Here is a 20,851-nt window from a genome sequence, read left to right as displayed (position 1 = left end):
AACCGCTTGCACTGCCCGAATTCAGCGCCGCCGCTTCCGGTCGACCTTGCGCTTGACCTTGTCGCTCCGGCGTTTTGCCTTGACCGTTTTTCGCCGTGGGCTGCGCCCAGCCGAGCTGCGGTGCCCGGTGCGAGGCATGGCCTGATCATTGATCGACAGCAGTTCCAGTTCGAGGCCACCGGTGATCGGTGTGGCCTGAGCCAGACGAACGGTTACTCTTTGACCGATGGCGATTGTCAGGCCTGTATCAGACCCCATCAAAGTTCCGGCTTCGCGGTCGAAATGAAAGAATTCCCGGCCCAGTGAACGAACTGGCACAAGCCCGTCAGCGCCGGTCTCGTCCAGCTTCACGAAGGCGCCGAACCGGGCGATTCCACTGACCCGGCCAGAAAACTCATTCCCGACGCGTTCGCTGAGATAAGCGGCCAGATACCGGTCGGTTGTGTCGCGTTCCGCCATCATCGAGCGCCGCTCGGTCTCTGAGATATGGGTTGCGGTATCTTCCATGCGTTCGATCTGGGCGGTGTCCAGCCCGTCATCGCCCCAACCGTGAGCCGAGATGAGGGCACGATGCACGATCAGGTCGGCATAGCGGCGGATCGGCGAGGTGAAATGTGCATAGTTCTGAAGCGCGAGCCCAAAATGCCCGAAATTCTCCGGGCTGTAATAGGCTTGAGTCATCGCCCGCAACGTCGAGATGTTGATCAACTCGGCCTCATCCGTACCTGCAGCGGAATCCAGAAGAGCATTCAGATGCCGTGTTTTCAAAACCTGTCCCTTGGCGAGATTGAGCCCGGCCGCCTGAGCGGTTTCCCGGAGCGCGTCCAGCTTTTCGGGTGACGGTTCCTCATGCACTCTGAACAGCAGCGGCGAACGCTTTTGGGTCAGAGTCTCGGCCGCACAGACATTAGCAAGGATCATGAATTCCTCGATCAGCCTGTGCGCGTCCAGTCGATCGCGGAATGCGACCGACTCAACAGTGCCGTCGTCACCCAATATGATCCGTCGCTCGGGTAGATCCAGATCCAGCGGCTGACGGTGTTCCCGCGCTTGTTTCAGTGCGCCATAGGCGGCGTAGAGAGGTTTCAGGACAGGGTCCAGAAGCGGCGCGGTGCCGTCATTCGGGTTCCCTTCGACAGCGTCCTGAACCTCGCCATAGTGCAGCGAGGCCGGAGAACGCATGAGGCCACGAACAAAGCGGTGCCCCACTTTGTGCCCATCGGAGTCAATTTGGATCCGAACCGCGATACAGGCACGGGGAACCCCCTCATGCAAAGAACAGAGGTCGCCGGAAAGACGATCAGGCAGCATTGGCACAACGCGGTCCGGGAAGTAGCTGGAGTTCCCGCGCTTTCTGGCCTCGCGGTCCAGAGCTGACCCAGGCCGTACATAAGCAGCGACGTCTGCGATCGCGACCCAGATGACGTGGCCCCCGGAATTCTTGGGATCATCATCTGCTTGAGCATAACAGGCATCGTCATGGTCGCGTGCGTCCGATGGATCGATCGTGACCAGTGGAAGATCCCGCAGGTCTTCCCGGCTGGCCAAACCTTTCGGCTTGGCCTTGTCGGCCTCCTCAATGACAGCGTCGGGAAATGTATCCGGAATACCGTGTTGATGAATGGCGATCAGCGATACGGCCTTGGGCGCACTTGGATCGCCCAGCCGCTCGACGATTTTTGCCTTGGGCAGGCCCAGCCGTCCTTTCGGGCCAGCCTGTTCGGCTTCCACCAGTTCGCCGTCCCGTGCGCCGTGGACACCGTTTTCAGGCACCAGCCATTCGGTCGCGGCCGCTTTGTCAATAGGGACAATACGGCCACCTTCAGCGCCAGCACGGAACACACCAAGGACGCGCCGCGGGTTGGTCCCGATACGCCGGATCAGACGAGCTTCGTAATTGTGATCCTCTTCCTTCACGAGTGACAGCCGAGCGAGGATGCGATCCCCTTCGCCCAGAGCGGGATCCGATGCGCGCGGGATCACCAGAACAATCGGTTCCACACCTTCGCCATGCCACTCCAAAGGTCGGGCGAACAAATCACCATCATCGTTGGGAGCCTTTACCTGCAATATACTGACAGGCGGCAGCCGATCCGGGTCCCGGTAGCTGCGCTTGCGTTTTTCCAGGTGGCCTTCTGACTCCAGCTCTTTGAGCAGGCGCTTGAGATCAATCCGATCCGCCCCCTTGATGCCAAATGCTTTGGCAATATCTCGTTTGGAAGTCTGGGTCGGATGCGCCGAGATCCATTCGAGGATCTCCTGCTTCGAAGGGATACGCGTCATAATTCCGCCCTAGCATGCCCGGTCGGGGAGGTCACCGTGAAAAGAGTGGCTCAGACTCGCCTTAGCGCGATCTCGGACAGGTCTTTGGCGGTATCGACATCTCTTAGCGTATCGATCAGGGCGATGCGCTCCCCGTGCAAGCCCTTCAATGTGTCGGTCAATGCATGATTGCTCGACCATCGCACATTGCGAAACAGAGTTGCAGGCAGGGCCTTTACCCGCTTGGCCCCTGCAAGCCAGAAGCCACCATCCTCGGCCGGTCCAAAAACATAGTCGTGCCGACCAAGCGCGGAAAAGGCATTCGCTACATGGCGTCGATCAAGATCGGGTAGGTCGGCACCGATCACGCAGACCGGCCCGGCTGATGGCAGGCTCATCTGGCGCGCCATACGTTGACCAAGATCACCGCGGCCTTGCGGAGATCTCGGCAAATCAGCAGGCCAAATTTTGCTCAACTGCCCCTCCCAATCCGGCGCTACGGCCAGCGTGATTTCCCAGCGTGGATCGCGCAGCCGCTGCAATAGGTTTCGCGCCTGACGGCGGAACCACCATGCCGCCGGAACAGTTCCGAAATCTTTGGCCAATCGCGTTTTGACACGCCCCGGGCGTGGTTCTTTGACCATTATGATGAGATGTCTTTTTACCATACCGCCGGATTGGGAATGCCCGAATGTTCTGGCGTGGTTTGCCCGGCCGTCACGCGAAATAGGTCCTGAGGATTCGGGAATAGATCCGCTTCAACTGATGGATCTGGTCGATTTCCACCCGCTCGTCCACCTGATGCATGGTTTTCCCAACCAGGCCGAACTCAACGACAGGGCAATGGTTTTTTACAAAGCGCGCATCGGAGGTGCCGCCTGTTGTGGACAGTTCCGGCTTAATCCCAGTCTCGGTTTCGACCGCTTGTGAGACCAGTTCCGAAAGTGGCCCTGGCGGTGTTACGAAGCTTTCGCCGGACACCTTAACCTTCATGTCGATCTCGACGTCGAATGCACTGGCGACGGCATCGGCCTCAGCGCGCAACCAGTTGGTCAGAGATGAGCCGCTGTGCCGATCGTTGAACCGGATGTTGACCGTGGCGCGGGATTGCGCAGGAATAACATTGGTTGCGGGATTACCTGTGTCGATCGTGACGACAGCCAGCGTTGAAGCATCAAAATGGTCCGTTCCTGCGTCAAGTTCGTGGCTGGCCAGGCGATCCATCAGACGCGCGATTGCCGGAAGCGGATTCTTGGCCCGGTGTGGATAGGCCGAGTGCCCCTGAACGCCATCAACGGTGAACCACGCCGTTAGTGACCCGCGACGTCCGATCTTGATCATTTCGCCCATCCGGTCCGGGCAGGTGGGCTCACCGACAAGGCAAACACTCATTTTCTCCCCTTCGGATTGCATGTGATCCAGAAGCGCGGTTGTTCCGTCAAACGCGTCGCCCTCTTCGTCGCCGGTTATCGTCAGGATGACCGCTCCATCTGGCGGGGTTTCGCGAACGAAATCGACAGCTGCTGCGGCAAAGGCCGCGACGCCGGATTTCATGTCCGTCGCCCCGCGGCCATACAGGAAGCCGTCACGCTCCTGTGCCGCGAATGGGGGCAGGGTCCATGCGTCCTCGTCGCCAACCGGCACCACATCCGTGTGCCCGTTGAAGCCAAAGCTGCGCGGATGCGCTTTGCCGCCCCAGCGTGCAAACAAATTGCAGACACCGCCTCGGTCAACTCGGGTGCAGTTAAATCCCGCCGAACTTAGCAAACCTTCGAGCAGTTCGAGCGCCCCACCTTCCTCGGGTGTGACCGATGGGCATCGGATCAGATCGGCAGTGAGTTTGGCGGGATCGATCGCGGTCATAGGCAAGCTCCTGAAATTCGTGGGACATGGCTATAGTGGTTTCGAACAGGGTGCAAATCCGGACGGAAAAAAAACAGGCTGAAGCGGAATTGTGGCCCAAAAGCAGCGATCTGAGGTTGTACGGACCAAGACCGCTTAACAGCACGGGGACTGGCGTGATACCCAGTTGCAAAACAAAGACCCGAGGCAGGGCATCGAGCATAACGGCTGCATTATGGGCCGCTGACCTGTGACCAGACCAGAAGAGTTGGCGCAGGGTTGACCGACAAGGCCTATCAGGCTTTGCGGCGGTGCTGTCTGCCTTGGATAGAGGGCAGGACATGGTTGCAGCACAGGAACTTACCTACAATACCGGTGCAAGCGCGCTTTTGATGGCGCAGACAATCTTCGGCGCAGGGGCGAATATCCTTGGTGCCGTTTATGTCGGCGACAACAGATCCTCTGCGGTCTACTCGAACGGCGACAGCATTGCCCCGGGAGCTACTCCGGGCGACACCGGCATCATCCTGTCGACAGGACGGGCCACACACTACACCAACTCCAGCGGACAAGCGAACCAGGACACCAACACGTCGTCCAACACGCGTGGGCCCAACAACCAGTCTGACTTCAATCAGGCCGCCGGCGCTCGGACTTATGACGCATCCTATCTCGAGGTGCGGTTCGTTCCGGACTCGAACGTGATGACCATGCAGTTCATTTTTTCGTCCGAGGAATACCCAGAATACACATCCTCGCAGTTTCAGGATTTTGTTGGCGTCTGGGTTAATGGTTCGTTGGTCGATCTGGAAGTCGGAGACGGAGATGCGGATCCCGGCAACCTCAATTCCGGCGTGAACGAAAACCTCTACCTCGACAACTCCACAAGCGCCTATAACACCGAGATGGACGGCCTGACCGTCACCATGACGCTGACCATGAACGTGGTCGCCGGTGCCGAGAACACCATCAAGATCGGCATCGCCGATGTGTCGGACAGCAGTTATGATTCAAATCTCTTGATTGCAGCGGACTCTGTTCAGACCGATCTCGTGGCGAGGGCAGACAGTACAACGATCTATCCGAACGGGTCTTCGACCATCGACGTGACAGCCAACGACCACAATGACGGCGGCGGCACTCTGACCATTACCCACATCAATGGCGTGGCTGTCACTGCGGGCAGCACGGTGACGCTCAATTCCGGTCAAACAGTCCAGCTAAACGCCGACGGAACCATAACGGTTGTTGGCAATGGAGACATTGAGGATTTCAACTTCACCTACACGGTGGAGAGCGGAGGCTTGTCGGACACGGCCTTTGTCGAGGTTAGCGCCATACCCTGCTTTGTGGCCGGAACCGGGATTCTGACCCCGCTTGGAGAGGTTCCAGTTGAGAAACTGCGCCCGGGCGATCTTGTCATGACGCAGGATGACGGAGCCCGTCCCTTGCGCTGGATAGGGAAGCGCTCGGTTCGAGCCGAGGGTGATTTCGCTCCGATCAGGATCCGGGCGGGAACCTTTGGCGCGCATCGCGAGCTCACTGTATCGCCTCAGCACCGGGTGTTGTTGCGCGATGGGCTGGCCGAGTTGTTGTTCGGTGAGGGGGAGGTTCTGGTCGCGGCTAAGGATCTGGTCAACGACCATAGCATCACGCGAGTGCCGGGTGGTGAGGTCACTTATGTCCATCTGATGTTCGACCGCCATCAGGTGATCTACTCCGAAGGATTGGCCACCGAGAGCTTCCTGCCCGGACCACAGACTTCGCATCTCTTCGAACAACCGGTACTCGAGGAAATCTGCGCGTTGTTTCCCGAACTCGATCCTGCAACGGGCGAAGGCTATGGGGGCGCCGCCCGAAGGACGCTGCGCCAGTTCGAGGCCCAGTTGCTGATGTCCGGACACAAGGCGGCCTGACCTGATGGCCTGGATCGCCGTTTCCGACCATCGCGGGGACAATCTCTCGTTTCGGGGACTGGGTAGGCCTACTTCCGAGCCCGATCTTTTGTCCCATTCGCCAGACGCGATCATGCCGCGCGGTTCTCTCGTTGTCGAAACCCGCCTTTCCGCTGCTGCCGAGCCGGAACCGCTGGTTTATTATGATCGTCCCGGTGTATGGCCGTTTCACTTTTCCTTGCAGTCGATTCCGGGCGGCGGAGTGGCATTGGTGTTCAATCAGGACGGCCACCTGCTGCATCGCACGATCGACGAAACCGCGCCGGGCCGAATGGACGTGCTGCGTATTACCTACAGCTGGGATGCCCCGCAGCGCTGGGCGCGGTTGGCCGTGGAACGCCCGGATCTTGGTCGGGTCACCGTGGAAATCATTGCCTCGCCCAAGCCGTTGCCAGTCAGTGACCTTCTGACGCTGATGCAGGCAGGGCCAGACCGCTATCTTGCGCCGGACGTGGTATTTCTCGCCCTTTCCGACGGAATTGAGCCAATCGGGCCAAGCCCCAGCCTGCATCCAGACACACCGGTCGCCACGCCAGAGGGATATCGCCCGGTGCAGGCATTGGTGCGGGGCGATACCATACTTTCCGCCGATGGTGAGGTGGTGCCAGTTTTGCACCAGATCTGCCGAACTGTTCCGGCTCGTGGGACGTTTGCTCCACTGCGGTTGCGAAGCCCCTATTTCGGTCTTCGCAAAGATGTTTTGGTCAGTGCCTCGCAGCGTCTGGTGCTCTCTGGTTCGGACGTAGAGTACCTTTTCGGGCAAGAGGCAGTGATGACCTCCGCCGGTAACCTGCTGGGAGGCACATCCGTGTTGCCCGAGGGTTGGGGGGCTACGAGTACTTATTCCCAAGTCATTTTGCCGGGGCATGAGCCTTTGGATCTGGCCGGCACGGTTGGTGAAAGCTTATATGTCGGTCGGATCAGCCGAAAACCAAGATTGCTGGAAGCATCATTGATGGCCAATCTGCCCCGTTCCAGTCTTCCCGATCATCGGCGACCGAGCCACCAACTTCTTCATACCTTCGATGCACGGATCCTCGCGGAACGCCGGGTCGCCTGATTGCAGACCGCTTGCTCTGGTTAACGGTTCTGCGTTAGACGGAGCAAAATCGGACGTTGTTTCCCTATGTTGAAATTCCTGTTTGCTCTGATCCTAGTCTGCGCGACCTGGGGTCAAGGCGCCTCAAGCCAAACTCTGACGGTGTCTACTGTGACCCGTCCGCCCTTTTCGATGGTCGAAGAAGGTGTGGATACCGGGTTTTCGATGGAATTGTTGCAGGCGCTGTCCGACGCGCTTGATTGGCAGTACCGCGTGGCTCGCACCGAACAGTTTGGTGATATGCTCGGAGCTGTTCGGGAAGGGTCAGTGGATTTGGCGATCGCGAACATTTCGATCACCTCTTCGCGTGAAACCGAGTTCGACTTCAGCCAGCCCATTTTCGAATCCGGACTACAGATCATGGTTCCGTCGGATCAGGTCAGAACTCCGTCCTTGGTCCGTGCGCTTATGTCGCGAGATCTGTTTCTTGCAATCGGCATCGCGTTTTTGATTCTGATGAGTGGCGGGATGTTGATGTGGTATTTTGAGCGTCGGGCTCAACCTTACTTTGACCGCCCGGCGCAAGAGGCGTGGTTTCCCTCTTTCTGGTGGGCATTGAACCTTGTGGTGAACGGAGGTTTCGAAGAACGTGTTCCTCGCACGGCTTTTGGTCGCTTGTTTGGCGTCGTCCTCGTAATCTCGTCGCTGTTCATCGTTTCTGTATTTACCGCAAAAATCACCTCTGTGATGACGATCGATGCGATCAGCGGATCAGTGAACTCGGTCAATGATCTTTATGGCAAGAGGGTTGCAACAATAAGCGGGTCGACCGCGTCAGGATTTCTTGACCGCCGAGAAATCGACTATTCCGACTTTCCCGGTCTTGTCCCGATGCTGGAAGCGTTTGAAGAAGGCAAGATTGACGCGGTGGTGTTTGATGCACCGATCCTGTCCTATTATGCCAGCCATGATGGTAATGGCATCGCCAGTATAACCGGTTCCGTTTTTTTGCGAGAAAACTATGGTATCGCGTTTCCGACCGGAAGCTCGCTGGTGGAAGAGGTCAATCAGGCGCTACTCGCACTGCGCGAAGACGGCACCTATGACAAGATCTATCGCAAGTGGTTTGGACACCGAAACTGAGTTGTTTCAGGCTTCCTTTGTTCCGTCGTCAAAAAACGGTGTCATCTGAGCAACGATTACGGCGTTTTCTTCCAGAGCGCGATGCATCAGTTCGCGCTCGTCACCGCCAATTTCGTGACCTTCAGCTTCGCGTTCGGCCAGCGTCCCGTATCCGGTAACATCCAGCGGAGCGGTGTCGGCCTGCTTCAGAATTGCGACGGTTTCTCTGACGGCTTCGGCTTCGTCGATGCCGCTGGCATAACAAATTAGCGCCGCCCCGGTTGCACCATCGGGCAGCCCGTCGCCGTCTTTGCGCCCGATCTGGACAACAAGGGTGTAGACCTGCTGGCGGGATGACTTTTCTTTTTTCATGCAGGGGCAATAGCGCCTGGAACGCGCGCCCGCAACCTCACCGAACCTGCCACGACCTTTTCGAGTCAATTTCCGAAAACTCACAAGACAGAGAGAAAGGAATTGTGAAGAAAGCTTCTTTACCCAAGTGGGCGAGTAGAGGAGAGGCTAGTGATGCCCAAAACACAGAAGTTGCCAATTGATACCAAGGCGAGCGCGTCGGAGATGGCGGACGCCATGTTCGGAACTGGAATTGAAATCGTGTCGGCAAGTTACTCCGGCGCAGGATCGGCTTCGGGGATCTATTCCGATGGCGACAGCATCGCGCCGCATCTAACCCCGTCGGACACGGGTGTAATCCTGTCGACGGGCAAGGCAACGGCCGTGACCTCGGGAATGGGCGACTCCAATCAGTCTTCCGGCACATCGACAAATCATGGGCGATCCGGGGACAAGGATCTCGAAGATATCGCCGGGACCAAGACTTTTGATGCCGCAGTGATCGAGGCCGAATTCGTGCCGCAGGGGTCAGAACTGACAATGCAGATCACATTCTCATCCGAAGAGTATCTGGAATATGCAGGCTCCGGGTTCAACGACGCTGTCGGTGTGTTCGTGAACGGAGAAAAAGCTGAACTGACGATCGGGGATGGAGACATCACGATTAACAATATCAACGATGTAAGCAACCAGAACCTTTATGTGGATAACCCGGCCCATGCCGAAGTCGCAGAAACCGAAATGGACGGGTTTACGGTGACTTTGACCCTTAAGGCTCCGGTCAATCCCGGTGAGGTGAATTCGATCAAGATCGCCATAGCCGACGGTGGCGACGGAGCTTATGACAGCAACCTGATGATCGCCGGAAACTCGGTTCAAACGGCCTTGATTGCCCGCGACGACGAACTGACGCTGACTGAGAATTCGGCTTTGACACTTAATGTCCTGACCAATGATTCCACCGCAAATGGTGGAACCCTGTCGCTGACGCACATTAACGGTCAGGCTGTTGAGGCCGGCGATTCTGTGGAGCTTGCAACGGGTGAGACAATAACGCTGAACCCCGATGGAACGTTTTCCGTTGTCGCCGCTGAGACGCCAGGCAGCAGCGCATTCTCATACCGGGTTGCGGACGGATCCGGCAACAGTGACACCGCATTCGTGACACTCCATACCGAACCCGATGTGGCTTGTTTCGTGGCAGGGACCTTGATTCAGACGGCAACCGGCCATCAACCGGTGGAATTGTTGACGCCTGGCACCATGGTCTGGACTTGACAGCGGATTGAAGCCATTGCGATGGGTCGGGCGAACGCGTGTCGTGAGCAGCGGTAAATGTGCCCCCATCGTTTTCAGAGCCGGAGCGATCGGCCCGCACCAATTGGTCGCTTTATCCCCCAATCACCGCGTGCTGGTCACTTCCACCCGCGCCGAGGTTCTGTTTGGCGAACCAGAGGTTTTGGTCAAGGCAAAGGATCTGGTGAACGACCATAGCATACGGCAGGATATGCGCGGTGGGCTGGTCACCTATGTGCATCTTCTCTTTGATGACCACGAGATCATTTGCGGGGGTGGGATGCTCAGCGAAAGCTATCATCCGGGCCTGTCGTCTTTTGGCGCGTTCGACCGCGAAACCCAAGATAAAGCCTTGAGGCTGATGCCCGATCTCCAGCAGAAATGCGCGTCGGGCTATGGTCCGACCACACGTCCGGTCCTGCGTTCGTTCGAAGCCAACGCTTTGCTATCCAATTCGCTTGATCCAGGAGGCGGCGAGCCAAGGCGTATCTCTGGTTAGCCCGGCACAACTGCGACAAAAAAAGGGCCGCTGGGGTTCCCCGCAGCGGCCCACAATCATCTGAACTGTCTGCTCATTCGCGCAGCAATTCGTTGATACCGGTTTTGGAACGGGTTTTCTCGTCCACCCGTTTGACAATGACCGCGCAATACAGGCTGACATTGTTCTTCGAGGGCATAGAACCGGCAACTACAACCGAGTAAGGAGGAACCTCGCCGTACATGACTTCTCCGGTTTCGCGATCAACGATCTTTGTGGATTGTCCGATGAACACGCCCATGCCGAGAACCGAACCCTCGCGCACGATGCAGCCTTCGACCACTTCAGAGCGGGCACCGATAAAGCAATTGTCCTCGATGATGGTAGGTCCGGCCTGCATGGGTTCCAGAACTCCACCAATGCCGACGCCGCCTGACAGGTGAACATTTTTGCCGATCTGGGCGCAGGATCCGACCGTGGCCCATGTATCGACCATGGTGCCTTCGTCCACATAGGCGCCGAGATTGACGAACGATGGCATCAAAACGACGCCGGGAGCAATGTATGCGGACTTGCGCACAACACAATTGGGAACCGCACGAAAGCCGGCGGAAGTCCAGTGCTGATCACTCCAGCCGGTGAACTTGCTGTCCACTTTGTCCCACCAGCCGCCGCCCTGCGGGCCGCCGGTGTGGATTTCCATGTCCTTGATGCGAAAGCCCAGTAGAACGGCCTTCTTTGCCCATTGGTTCACATGCCAAGACCCATCGGCGAGCTTTTCGGCCACGCGCAGCGATCCGCTGTCCAGCGCATTCAGCGTATCCTCGATGGCCTCGCGTTGTTCGCCGCTGGTGGCGGGGGTGATGGTGTCACGGGCTTCCCAAGCGGCTTCGATTGCGGCTTCGAGTTGGGCGTTGGACATGGAGTGGCTCCCTGCTGAATTTGTTCACGTTGCGCTGGCCTATACGAAAGTGGCAGCCGTTGCGCAATGCGACGCTGTCAGGACAATTGCGGGTCCGGGGCTATGTTGCCCCCGCAAATCAGAACAGCCACCCGTTCTCCGGGTTCCGGTCGGTAGGATCCGGACATCAGCGCAGCCAGCGCCGTTGCCCCTGCGGGTTCCACCAGAATCCGCCGTTCCTGCCAAAGGGCCTTCTGTGCAGTTTTGATCGCATCGTCCTTGACCAGAACCGTGTCGATACCCTTCGCCAAATCAAAACAAATATCGCCTATTCGTCGTGCTCCAAGGGCATTTGCAGCCACACCTGATACTTCGACGTCAACGGGTTGGCCAGCAAGCTGTGCTGCTCGAAGTGCGCAGGAGGTTTCCGGCTCTACAGCCACCACCCTCCGCGCCTGTTGAAGCCACGCCAAGGTTCCACCAATTAAACCGCCGCCGCCAACGGCTATGAGCACGGTGTCAGCTTGCAGGCCCTGTTGTTCCCATTCCCGGATACAGGTGCCCTGACCGGCCACGGTTTCGAGGGCGTCATAGGCGTGGATCTGCATCGCTCCGGTGCTGCATTCGTAGTCCTGTGCCAGCGCCAGGGCATTGGCATACTCTCCGGGCACCACGGTCAGTTCAGCTCCGATGCGCTCGATCAAGCCAATTTTCGATGGGCCGGCCATTTCCGGCACGAAAACCCGCGCAGGAATCCCAAGCGCGTGTGCCGCAAAAGCTGCCGCTGCTCCGTGATTGCCGCCGGACGCCGCGACGATCCCGGCCGCCGGTACATCAGAGGCGAGCAGCGCGTTAAAGGCACCGCGCGCCTTGAAACTGCCGGTATGCTGCATGTGCTCCAATTTTAGTTCGACCGGATGGTCCAACCCGAAGCCAGACACGTTCACCACCGGCGTAGCCTGCACCCGGTGGCCGATCCGTGCCGCGGCGGCCTCAATTTCGGATTTCCAGTCCATGTTCCGCGTTCCGTTACTGGTGTTGTGTCAGCGAACCCTATACCTGTGAGGTATCAACGAAAAGCAGGGATCCAAACGCAATGAAAGACGACCGCCGCAGCCCGTTCCGCGACGCCCACCTTGACCGCTCTACCGCGCGCGAGGTCCCGGATACGCCGCAGACCCGGTCTCCATCCTACCGGCTTGCATTTGCGGACGAGGATTTTCTGTGTCGTGACGAATTGCGCCCGGTCCGGCTGCAACTGGAACTGCTCAAGCCGCAGCTGATGCTGGAAGAGCGGGAGATCACATCGACTGTTGTGATGTTCGGAGGCGCGCGCATTCCCGAGCCTGAAAAAAAGCACACCGCACGCACGCAAACTCTTGCCGATCTGTCTGCCTATTATGACGAAGCACGCGAGTTTGCTCGCCTTGTCACAGAGAAATCAAAGCAGAGTGGATGCCGGGAGAACGTGATTGTAACCGGTGGCGGCCCCGGCGTAATGGAGGCCGGAAATCGTGGTGCACTAGATGCCGACGGGTGTTCGATCGGTTTGAACATCGTTCTGCCTCACGAACAGGCGCCCAACGAATTTGTCACCCCAGAGCTGGCGTTCAATTTCCACTACTTTGCCATTCGTAAGATGCATTTCCTGATGCGCGCGAGAGCGATCACCATTTTCCCGGGAGGGTTTGGCACCCTTGATGAGCTATTCGAGTCTCTGACCCTGATCCAGACGGGACGCATGGACCGGGTGCCATTCCTGCTTTTCGGTCAGGATTTCTGGGAGCGGGTGATCAACTGGGAAGCTCTGGCCGATGCCGGAACCATTTCCGAAGAAGATCTCGATCTGTTCCGGTTCGTCGACACTGCGCAACAAGCTGTCGATCTGATCGAGAACTGGGAGCCTGCCCCTCCGCGCGATGACATTCCCGGACGCTGATCCAAAGGGCTCGGATTGCGGTGGCAAGATTGCCCTGTAGCACTGCCTGAAGACGCTTGAGCCTTTCAATTCGACCTAGGCTTTGCCAGACTGGTTGGCAATATAATTGCGCCGAGGGGGATGTAAATCACCGTAACATCCCCATCTTCATAGTATTGCACAAAAACGGGATAGGGATCGTGTCGAACGTCGAATTTGAAAAGATGATCCGCGAAACGCAAGAGCGTGTTCGCGAGTCGCAATCGCAGATCGAAAGCCTGACGGGTCGGATTGAATCTGCACGTGCCAAGATAGAAAGCGGCGAAGCTGATATCGATATCGAAAACGCCACGCTTGAGGATGTGCACGCCCATACCGCGGTGATGAATGCAAACATCGCCGAGCTGATCATGGGTCTGGATGATGTGACGTCGGCCTTCTCCAAGGATTTCGACGAGATGCGCTCCAAGACAGGCTGGGAGAGTTTTGTAGGGATATTTTCCAAGGGAAAATCTGAATCCTTGCGTCAGGAGCGGATGCGCACGGCCAATATCGACGACAAACTTCAGGATCTGATCGCAAAATCCGATGTCATTGTGAAATTGCTCGAAGGGCAGCTCGCAGTTCTTGAAGAACAGCGCGACAAGGTTGAGACGAACCTGACGGCGACGCTTGATGATCGCGAGGCCACCGTCGGTGCGCTGGAAACTGTTCGCGCCGAAATCCTAGCTATGGATCCCAGGATCATCGAGTTGGAAAACAAGATCAGCGTTGAGCAGGATGCGGCTGCGCGCACCAAGCTGGAAACTGAATTGGCCGATCTGAACAAGGCGTACAATGCCAAGGTTCAGGATGAACAGGTAAAGTTGGCCAAGTCGCAAACGCTGGAACGCTACATCGAAAAGGGAAAGTCCTGGGTGGATTCCCTGCAAAACCAGGCCGCGACGCAAATGGTGCTGATCAACAAATTGCAGACGGACACGCAACAGCGGGTTGTTCTTTATGACGCTTTGACGAAATCCCTGAAAACCGCGCAACAGCAAGATGTTGCACACAGGATTAATGAAATCGGCGTACAAACAGATCAGGAAGCACAGACAGCCATGGCCGCCATCGGAACCGCAACGAACCAAAAGATGGCCGATATGCTGGAGGCGCATGAAGATCACATGGTCTTTGCCCGTGACGTTCTGGAGAAGAAAGCCAAGGCGGACGAACGATTTGCCCGCCGGTTTGCCGAAATTGTCGAAAAGCACGACAAGAACCTCTATGGCGGTTGATCTGATGCGTGCTGGCCCGGCACCTACCGGAGGAGCGCAGTGACCGACCCGGGACAAGACCATACCGGGTTGACAGACAGCTTTGCGTCGCGCCGGTATTTTCGAAAGTTCGAAACCATCGTGGTTCACCTGTTGCGGGTGGCGGCGACGATGGAGGCGGAAGGCGAAGTATCGAAAGACGAAGTGCGGATCGTGTCGCGCTATCTGTCCGGGTTGCTTTATACATTTCGCGCTTTGTCGATGAAGTATCTGCTGGTCGGACGTGACACTGGTAGGTTTTTTGGCAGTCTTAACATGGACAAGCGCGACAGCGGTTTCCCCGTCGCTTCCGAATTGCTGACAATGGCCAATGATGCACAGCAGGCCCGGGTTCATCTCGACAACATGCCGACGGAAAGTGAGTTGAAGGACGAAATGGTCCGAACGATCATTGGCGACCGGGAGATTCCGACAAAGCTGCAATTCGCGCTTTCTCAGCGGCTCTATTATGAGGAACTGCTGAAAGGCGAACTGTTTTGGGCTCGCAACGATCCGCAATGCCATTGGATGGGAGACTCCGGCGAGCGGCGACGGTTTCGCATTCATTGGGCGGTCTACGACAGCCAGATCAACCTGCCCGTGATCTATCTGCTGGAGATCGAGGACAGCGGAAGGGTAACCCTGCCAAAGGACCAGAGGCGCTGGCCCGAAGTGCAATCACATCTGATGGCGCAAGCTCTGGGCGGGTTGAAGCTGGTCACGATTGCCAAAGGCTTCGATGAGGATTTCGACGATCTCCATCCCAAGCGGCTGCGCCGCATACATGTCGGTCCGATGTATTCTTCGGCCTATACCGAACAATCTGGTCCGCTCAGGGCGGTGTTAGATGATGCAAAGGCGCCGGAGGGGAACGATTGGGCACTGGCATGGACGATCGAGGATCTGGAGAGTGAACAGGTGGTCGAAGAGCGGGCAGGCTGGTTTTCGACCGTCGAACGCGAAGTGTTCGCGCTTGATCCGTTTGGCGGCAGGGGCGCCGAAACAGGAGCCACGCACACAAGGCGTTCGATCATCCTTCCACAGCGACCATTTCAGGTTCTGGCCGAACACAATCCGCCCGGATTCGCGGATGTTCGGAAATTCGTGGTAAGCGCGGCAGGTCAAGTGTTGCGGTATTGAAATGCGCGATGGAGGCAAAACCACATGACCCTTACCAGCGATCAGATGGAATTGCGTGAATCCGATATTCGCAAGCATTTTCCCGCCGCGACGGCGATGCTGACAGGCTTTGATCACACGCCCCGGATTGCAAAGGCAGACGACGCGTCGGGGAAAGAACGTTCGCCCGGGATATCCAAGGGTAGGCGATTTCGCTCAACGACCCCGGGTCTTGTAACCCGTCGCACGGAACGATCTCATGGCGTGCACCTCGCGGACCGCATCGAAGCTGCAGATGATGGCGATGCGCTGACCTCTCCTGCGCAGGCAACTGTTCAGCAAGCCATTCGTCGGGCTGTGGCAATTGCATTGGCGCTCGGCGAGGTTTTCGGAGAACAAACTCCTCTGGATGAGCTCAAGCGGGCCAATCTGGCGGGCGACCTGCCAGCCTCCCGCAAAGGCGAGTTTTCGGACCTTCTGACCGCCGAAGCCCTGATCACACTACATGTCTTCGGTAATGCACTCGCCTATCTTTTGTCTTCGCATCTGGGTGAAACAGTAGTGGAAACCGGAGAAGTCGAAGAATTCCTGACCGACAATGGTCAGCTTGCGATGCATGGGGCGCTTTGGGAGTTGGATCAGATCCTTTCCCGCCACGCTGCCGATGATGCGCAACTGGTAGCTGCGGCATCCGCCTTTGCCGAGTCGCTTATGGAAAAAGCGGCGCTTCGGTCGCAAACTGCCAGCCATCTTGCCCCGTTCACTGGAGCATCGTGGCACGTAGAAGCTGATGGTCTGACGATCCGGGGGTTCGAGCCGTCATCCAAAACGCGCTCCACCACTCTGACCATGAGTTTCAAGAAACCCAACGAAGTCGTCGGCAATCATATCGCTAAGTATCAGGCAATGAAGCTGTCCAAGATGCTCATGGCCTATGATTTCGATCGCCGTTTGAACCCCTTTGCCGAACTGGGTGGGTTCATATTTACCTTCATGGGCGACGGCAAACCGGGCACCGGTAAAACGACGTTGATCCAGATGATGGCAGGGCTCATTCACGACTATTGCCAAACTGCCGGATACCCGTTCCGCTATCAGAATTTCGGGATCGACAACATCGACAGCTATCAGGGAAAGTCCGGTCAAAACGCCAAGGCATTCGTTCAGAACGTGTTGGATCCATCGGTGATCGGCTTTGGCACAATCGATGATATCGACCAGATCGCCGGCAAGCGCGGAGATCGTCAGTCATCGGCTGGCCAACAGGAGGTCACGGCCGTCTTCATGGAGGCCTTTGCCGGTGCCAATACAGTCGTTCGGGGCAACTGCACATTTGGTATGTTTTCGAACTATCCCGAAAACGTAGACGACGCACTGAGACAACGGGCCGGGGCCCGGTTCCTCGTGGACGGTCCGCAAACACGCGAAGACTATATCGACATCCTTCATCTTTTGATGGGGCGAAATCACGATATCCCGCTGGGCCAGCACGAACTCTACGCTGCGCAGGAAATCAAACGCGCCGTCTCCGCCAGTTTTGAAAGCCACGCCCGCCCACATGAAGAAGGGCTGGAGCGTGTGTTCGAACGGGTCGAAAAGCAGGTCGGGCAGCTTGATACAATTGCCAAACTGGGCACCTATCTCAAAGGCATTCAGGAAGCAGATGACCGTTTCACAGGCCGTGCAATCAAGAACATCACCGATGCGGTAAAGGTTCGCGCGATGGATTTTGAATTGCCGGATGAATGGATGGAAAACCCGGACCTCTTTCTGTTCCGGGACTACGACACCAAAAAGGCGATGATCGCGGACCTACGCCGTCCGATCACCGTGGATATGGTGATCCAGGAGATCAACCGTTACGCGGATTCAGAGTTCCGCTATGCCGACAAGTCGGACGAGGTGGCCATCGAGACCGCGGTGCGCGACATGGGGCGTATGGAAGAGGCCAAACGTCGGTATCTGGAGGGGAAGGGAAAAGAACTGTGAGGCGTCTGATTGAAAAAGGCCTGATGTTCGGCAACCTGATCCATATCTCCAGTCCTGCGCTGGTGGAGCGATACAATCGAGCCCTGCAAAACCTGGCTGGAAAGGTTACTCAGCTTACGGATTTTCACATCGATATCTCAGGGTTTTCTCCCGAGATAGGAGCGGAGTTTGACGATCTGCTCTATCTCAATCCAAACGGAGTGAACCGCCAGTTCATCCTGCTGACGACCGAGCAGAAGCGCGCCCCGCTGCTTAACGTGAAATTCTCCACCTCGCGGCAGATCCTGCGGGAATTCATCGAAACCAACGAGGCGCAGCTCTTTGCGCTCACGGCCACGGATGCCGTTGCGGGGGAACTGGTGAACTCGGTGTTCAAGGTCACCTCGCCCCGCGACCTCTTTGACTTGCAAAAGATTGAAATCGACGCTGACACGGTTGGGGGAACGCTAAAAAGGGCCGAGCAACTGGCAGGCATGGTCGAGCGGTTCAAGACCAAAGAGGACGCATGGTTTGATGACGTTTTGATCGCTGAAATGATCGACATCGCCCGGCAGACCGGTGATGTGACCCGCAACCCGGTGCATCTGAAACATACCGAGTTCGAACAACGGAATTTCTGGACCGCGTATTACGGCGGGCTCTACCTGTTTTCCGATCTGGATCATCCGGCGATGATCTGTTCGGGTCCGAAACCACAGGGTGAGCTACCGATCAGATATGTCTTTGATCTGAGCCAGCGCAATCGGATCGCAAAGTTTTTTGAGTACAACGAACTGGTCGAGCCGATCGTGAAAGCGCGTGGAATTGATGCCGCCGCGATCCTGCAGCAGAAGATGGATTTCATCACCATCGACACGGCTGCCGGGGCAGGAATCGACCTGTCCAATCTGGACCGGACGGACATGCGACGGCTGGCGCGAAACCATGCCGAAAGCCTGCCCGCCGCTTATCATGGGCTGGCGCATCTGCTGCGCTGGGCGGTGGAGGGAGGACGCTGGCCGCGGATCGGCTCTGATCATCCCGCGTATTTCTACACTTTGCGCGCTGCCGATACCCGCGATCGCGATCTGGTGAACATGTTGTTGGCAGAGTTGGCTCCGCTGGATCCACGGCAACTTTTCATTTGTCACAAAGAGCTGTTCTATCGCACCTACGCGACCTGGCCCGAAACAAAGAGAGCCTTTGTTGCCGATTTCCTTGCGCGGGAGTATCAGGTGGACAAGGCAGGCGCCCGGGAGGCCTTGTTCGGTCACGAGCCCGATATGAGCGGTAAAGATCGCGCCTCAAACGATCTGGTGGCGCGGGTTGGTCCTTGGGGCGCAGTAAGGAGACCCTAAATGATTGGCTTGATCCGCTTCCTGTTGCCTCTGCTGGTCATCCTTACGGTCGCCTACGTGGTGATCTCTGTCTGGTCGCGCCGAATGCGGCGTGCCAAGCTGGAAGCGCATTGGGACAAGAAAGGGCTCGCCGGGGACAAGGAGGCGTTTGTCGAAAGGGGTCTGAAAGCCTATGATAACTCGTTCCGCCGCAAACTTATCCTCGGTGTCTACGTCGTCCCACTGGGTGCGATTATCTTTCTGATTATCTATTCGAATTTCATGTAAGGAACTGACCCATGACCTACATCAAATGGGCTTTCATCATTCTCTTTTGGGGGTTCGTCGGCGCAGTCCTGCATTACACGCTGCCGCATCACGACATCGTTCGGATATCGGATACCTATGAAAAGAGGATCGACTGGGGCGAGAACTCCATTTTTTGGGCCTCTCATGATGTCGGTGCCGATGCGACGACAAAAAACCGTGACGTATTCTTTATCCAGACGCGCAAAGCCAATGGCCGGGTCATGGTCTATCGCAACGAGGATACCGGATGGAGTTGGCCGCCCTATTTCAAGCTCAACTCTTCGAACCTGCAGGCCGAGGCGGCGGATCTAAAATCTACTGCAGAAAACCCGCGCTGGGTGGCCATGCGCCATTATGGATGGCGAAACGAGTTCATATCGATCTTTCCAAACGCCGTGAAGATTTGGCCGGTCGAAGGCCCTGACGCCCGGGTGATCCCGTGGTTCAACATCATCTTTCTGGTGTTCTTCTTTGCGATCGTTTGGGCGATCTACGTGCGTTGGCGCCGGTTCCGGCAGCGCCGGATCGACCCGATGCTCGAAGATGTAGAGGACAGCCTTTATGCGGCCGGCGACGCGATCGAAGAAAGACGGGGCCGGTTCCGCCGCTGGCTCGATAGCTGGAAATCCTGAAGGGTTCTTATCAACTGCCGCGGCGAAGATCTCGCGGGGTTACGCCAAAGGTCGCCCTGAACGCACGGGTCATCGCCGCTGCATTCTGATATCCGCAGCGCAAAGCGATTTCAGATACTGCCAGATCGGATTCCCGGATCAACTTTCGCGCCAGTGTCAGGCGCAGACGGCGGTACACGACGTGTGGCGGTGCGCCGAGATCCTGCTGCATCTGTCTGGACAGATCCTTCTGCGTGCGCCCGGACCGTCGGGCGACCTCAGCGATTGGAATCGGGTGTTCAAGATGCTCCTGCATGATCGCCAGCGCCCGGTTGACTGCCAGTCGTTCTGGCCGGGACCCTCCGGAATGTGATCGCGCCGAGTCCCGTGTCATAAAGAGCTGAGCTGCTTCCATCGCCAGAGCCTGCCCGTGGTCGCGCCCGATCATGTGCATTATCAGATCAAAGGCTGCCATTGCGCCCGAGCAGGTGACCCGATCATTGTCTATGATGAAACGCTCCCGCTGAGCATCGACCTCGTCAAACCGTTCCGCAAAAACCGTCAATTCTTCCCAGTGAATCGTCGCCCGATAGCCATCAAGCAATCCGGCTTCGGCCAAGAGCCAGCTGCCGGTATCAAGTCCGGCCAGCGAGTCATAGTTCTTCTCGGCTTCCCGCAGACCGGCCAGCACGTCCCAACGTCCAAGCCCTCGAAACCCGTAGGATGGCATGACAGCCAACAGATTGCCGCGAGCCCCGCTCAGCCGATCATGCGGCGCAACTTGCAGACCGCTTGAACTGGTCACGGGTGTCCCGTCGGGGGTCAGATATTGCCACTCATACAGTTTGCGCCCAGACAAGGTGTTCGCTGCCCGCATGGGTTCAACCCAGTTGGCGAGACAGTGGTTGGAGAACCCGTTGAACAGTAGAATTCCAAATCGCTGCGGTGCGGCTGAGATTTTTTCCCACTTCTGCATGAAATCGTTCTAACTCTGCATGATAGACGTCGGCAAGCCTCCAGAAACATTGCGTGAAACTTCCTTGCC

19 protein-coding genes are annotated in these 20,851 nt (G+C 57.2%); 12 read left to right on the top strand and 7 right to left on the bottom strand.

What is annotated here, in order from left to right:
• Window positions 1-21: 21 nt before the first annotated feature.
• The 3 genes from rnr to dapE form a co-directional block, all read right to left on the bottom strand.
• Complete coding sequence (gene rnr, locus ACP15U_RS09035) at window positions 22-2,283, bottom strand: ribonuclease R (protein WP_425044816.1); 2,262 nt, start codon at window positions 2,281-2,283, stop codon at window positions 22-24.
• 50 nt (window positions 2,284-2,333) lie between these two features.
• On the bottom strand, window positions 2,334-2,906 hold the full coding sequence (locus tag ACP15U_RS09030) for a TIGR04282 family arsenosugar biosynthesis glycosyltransferase (RefSeq protein WP_425044815.1): 573 nt from the start codon (window positions 2,904-2,906) through the stop codon (window positions 2,334-2,336).
• Between the two features lie 73 nt (window positions 2,907-2,979).
• On the bottom strand, window positions 2,980-4,125 hold the full coding sequence (gene dapE, locus ACP15U_RS09025; RefSeq protein WP_425044814.1) for a succinyl-diaminopimelate desuccinylase: 1,146 nt from the start codon (window positions 4,123-4,125) through the stop codon (window positions 2,980-2,982).
• A 320-nt stretch (window positions 4,126-4,445) separates the two neighbouring features.
• On the opposite strand from dapE, the gene ACP15U_RS09020 reads away from it, so the two are divergent.
• The 3 genes from ACP15U_RS09020 to ACP15U_RS09010 all read left to right on the top strand — a co-directional run bounded on the left by ACP15U_RS09020 (window position 4,446) and on the right by ACP15U_RS09010 (window position 8,241).
• Window positions 4,446-6,020, top strand: coding sequence for a Hint domain-containing protein (locus ACP15U_RS09020; protein WP_425044813.1), 1,575 nt, complete (start codon window positions 4,446-4,448; stop codon window positions 6,018-6,020).
• 4 nt (window positions 6,021-6,024) lie between these two features.
• Window positions 6,025-7,119 carry a Hint domain-containing protein gene (locus tag ACP15U_RS09015; protein WP_425044812.1) on the top strand — a complete coding sequence of 365 codons (1,095 nt, stop codon included), beginning with the start codon at window positions 6,025-6,027 and terminating at the stop codon, window positions 7,117-7,119.
• 66 nt (window positions 7,120-7,185) lie between these two features.
• Window positions 7,186-8,241 carry a transporter substrate-binding domain-containing protein gene (locus ACP15U_RS09010; protein ID WP_425044811.1) on the top strand — a complete coding sequence of 352 codons (1,056 nt, stop codon included), beginning with the start codon at window positions 7,186-7,188 and terminating at the stop codon, window positions 8,239-8,241.
• Between the two features lie 6 nt (window positions 8,242-8,247).
• Here ACP15U_RS09010 and ACP15U_RS09005 read toward each other — a convergent pair whose 3' ends face one another.
• Window positions 8,248-8,592 (bottom strand): hypothetical protein, encoded by a 345-nt coding sequence (locus ACP15U_RS09005; protein ID WP_425044810.1) that lies wholly within the window; start codon window positions 8,590-8,592, stop codon window positions 8,248-8,250.
• Window positions 8,593-8,745: 153 nt separating this feature from the next.
• Between ACP15U_RS09005 and ACP15U_RS09000 the strand changes: the two genes are divergently transcribed.
• Together ACP15U_RS09000 and ACP15U_RS08995 are read left to right on the top strand one after the other, a co-directional pair.
• Entirely contained in the window at window positions 8,746-9,849 is a 1,104-nt protein-coding gene (locus ACP15U_RS09000) for a choice-of-anchor L domain-containing protein (protein WP_425044809.1), read from the top strand.
• Window positions 9,850-9,892: 43 nt separating this feature from the next.
• The gene (locus ACP15U_RS08995) at window positions 9,893-10,366 is read left to right on the top strand and encodes a Hint domain-containing protein (RefSeq protein WP_425044808.1); all 474 of its coding nucleotides are present in this window, start codon (window positions 9,893-9,895) and stop codon (window positions 10,364-10,366) included.
• Between the two features lie 73 nt (window positions 10,367-10,439).
• On the opposite strand, the gene dapD is transcribed toward ACP15U_RS08995, so the two are convergent.
• Window positions 10,440-11,267, bottom strand: a complete 828-nt coding sequence (dapD, locus tag ACP15U_RS08990) for a 2,3,4,5-tetrahydropyridine-2,6-dicarboxylate N-succinyltransferase (RefSeq protein WP_425044807.1) — start codon at window positions 11,265-11,267, stop codon at window positions 10,440-10,442.
• A gap of 77 nt (window positions 11,268-11,344) precedes the next feature.
• Entirely contained in the window at window positions 11,345-12,262 is a 918-nt protein-coding gene (locus ACP15U_RS08985) for a threonine/serine dehydratase (protein ID WP_425044806.1), read from the bottom strand.
• A gap of 80 nt (window positions 12,263-12,342) precedes the next feature.
• Here ACP15U_RS08985 and ACP15U_RS08980 point away from each other — a divergent pair, with 80 nt between their 5' ends.
• The 7 genes from ACP15U_RS08980 (at window position 12,343) to ACP15U_RS08950 (ending at window position 19,827) form a co-directional block, all read left to right on the top strand.
• Entirely contained in the window at window positions 12,343-13,185 is an 843-nt protein-coding gene (locus ACP15U_RS08980) for a TIGR00730 family Rossman fold protein (RefSeq protein WP_425044805.1), read from the top strand.
• Window positions 13,186-13,364: 179 nt separating this feature from the next.
• Window positions 13,365-14,444 (top strand): hypothetical protein, encoded by a 1,080-nt coding sequence (locus ACP15U_RS08975; RefSeq protein WP_425044804.1) that lies wholly within the window; start codon window positions 13,365-13,367, stop codon window positions 14,442-14,444.
• A gap of 39 nt (window positions 14,445-14,483) precedes the next feature.
• A complete protein-coding gene (locus ACP15U_RS08970; RefSeq protein ID WP_425044803.1) occupies window positions 14,484-15,602 on the top strand; it encodes a hypothetical protein in 1,119 nt (372 codons plus the stop codon).
• 24 nt (window positions 15,603-15,626) lie between these two features.
• On the top strand, window positions 15,627-17,570 hold the full coding sequence (locus ACP15U_RS08965) for an ATP-binding protein (RefSeq protein WP_425044802.1): 1,944 nt from the start codon (window positions 15,627-15,629) through the stop codon (window positions 17,568-17,570).
• Window positions 17,567-18,907 carry a DUF6638 family protein gene (locus ACP15U_RS08960; protein ID WP_425044801.1) on the top strand — a complete coding sequence of 447 codons (1,341 nt, stop codon included), beginning with the start codon at window positions 17,567-17,569 and terminating at the stop codon, window positions 18,905-18,907. The genes ACP15U_RS08965 and ACP15U_RS08960 overlap by 4 nt, the downstream gene beginning before the upstream one ends.
• Window positions 18,908-19,174: a hypothetical protein gene (locus tag ACP15U_RS08955; RefSeq protein ID WP_425044800.1), complete on the top strand. Its 267-nt coding sequence runs from the start codon at window positions 18,908-18,910 to the stop codon at window positions 19,172-19,174.
• Between the two features lie 11 nt (window positions 19,175-19,185).
• The gene (locus ACP15U_RS08950; protein WP_425044799.1) at window positions 19,186-19,827 is read left to right on the top strand and encodes a DUF1523 family protein; all 642 of its coding nucleotides are present in this window, start codon (window positions 19,186-19,188) and stop codon (window positions 19,825-19,827) included.
• 10 nt (window positions 19,828-19,837) lie between these two features.
• On the opposite strand, the gene ACP15U_RS08945 is transcribed toward ACP15U_RS08950, so the two are convergent.
• Window positions 19,838-20,782, bottom strand: coding sequence for a GlxA family transcriptional regulator (locus tag ACP15U_RS08945; RefSeq protein WP_425044798.1), 945 nt, complete (start codon window positions 20,780-20,782; stop codon window positions 19,838-19,840).
• Window positions 20,783-20,851: the final 69 nt, after the last annotated feature.

This window comes from Primorskyibacter sp. S87 (assembly GCF_049801055.1).
Taxonomy (GTDB): domain Bacteria; phylum Pseudomonadota; class Alphaproteobacteria; order Rhodobacterales; family Rhodobacteraceae; genus JBNAGF01.
This window is presented reverse-complemented; position numbering and strand designations above follow the sequence as displayed.

What these genes read in the sequence shown, in the direction of transcription:
- ACP15U_RS08955 (WP_425044800.1), top strand. Translation starts at nt 18,908, where the DNA reads ATGATTGGCTTGATCCGCTTCCTGTTGCCTCTGCTGGTCATCCTTACG.
- ACP15U_RS08945 (WP_425044798.1), bottom strand. Translation starts at nt 20,782, where the DNA reads ATGCAGAAGTGGGAAAAAATCTCAGCCGCACCGCAGCGATTTGGAATT.
- ACP15U_RS09000 (WP_425044809.1), top strand. Translation starts at nt 8,746, where the DNA reads ATGCCCAAAACACAGAAGTTGCCAATTGATACCAAGGCGAGCGCGTCG.
- ACP15U_RS08985 (WP_425044806.1), bottom strand. Translation starts at nt 12,262, where the DNA reads ATGGACTGGAAATCCGAAATTGAGGCCGCCGCGGCACGGATCGGCCAC.
- ACP15U_RS09020 (WP_425044813.1), top strand. Translation starts at nt 4,446, where the DNA reads ATGGTTGCAGCACAGGAACTTACCTACAATACCGGTGCAAGCGCGCTT.
- dapD (WP_425044807.1), bottom strand. Translation starts at nt 11,267, where the DNA reads ATGTCCAACGCCCAACTCGAAGCCGCAATCGAAGCCGCTTGGGAAGCC.
- rnr (WP_425044816.1), bottom strand. Translation starts at nt 2,283, where the DNA reads ATGACGCGTATCCCTTCGAAGCAGGAGATCCTCGAATGGATCTCGGCG.
- ACP15U_RS08950 (WP_425044799.1), top strand. Translation starts at nt 19,186, where the DNA reads ATGACCTACATCAAATGGGCTTTCATCATTCTCTTTTGGGGGTTCGTC.
- ACP15U_RS09005 (WP_425044810.1), bottom strand. Translation starts at nt 8,592, where the DNA reads ATGAAAAAAGAAAAGTCATCCCGCCAGCAGGTCTACACCCTTGTTGTC.
- ACP15U_RS09015 (WP_425044812.1), top strand. Translation starts at nt 6,025, where the DNA reads ATGGCCTGGATCGCCGTTTCCGACCATCGCGGGGACAATCTCTCGTTT.
- ACP15U_RS08965 (WP_425044802.1), top strand. Translation starts at nt 15,627, where the DNA reads ATGACCCTTACCAGCGATCAGATGGAATTGCGTGAATCCGATATTCGC.
- ACP15U_RS08980 (WP_425044805.1), top strand. Translation starts at nt 12,343, where the DNA reads ATGAAAGACGACCGCCGCAGCCCGTTCCGCGACGCCCACCTTGACCGC.
- ACP15U_RS09010 (WP_425044811.1), top strand. Translation starts at nt 7,186, where the DNA reads ATGTTGAAATTCCTGTTTGCTCTGATCCTAGTCTGCGCGACCTGGGGT.
- ACP15U_RS09030 (WP_425044815.1), bottom strand. Translation starts at nt 2,906, where the DNA reads ATGGTCAAAGAACCACGCCCGGGGCGTGTCAAAACGCGATTGGCCAAA.
- dapE (WP_425044814.1), bottom strand. Translation starts at nt 4,125, where the DNA reads ATGACCGCGATCGATCCCGCCAAACTCACTGCCGATCTGATCCGATGC.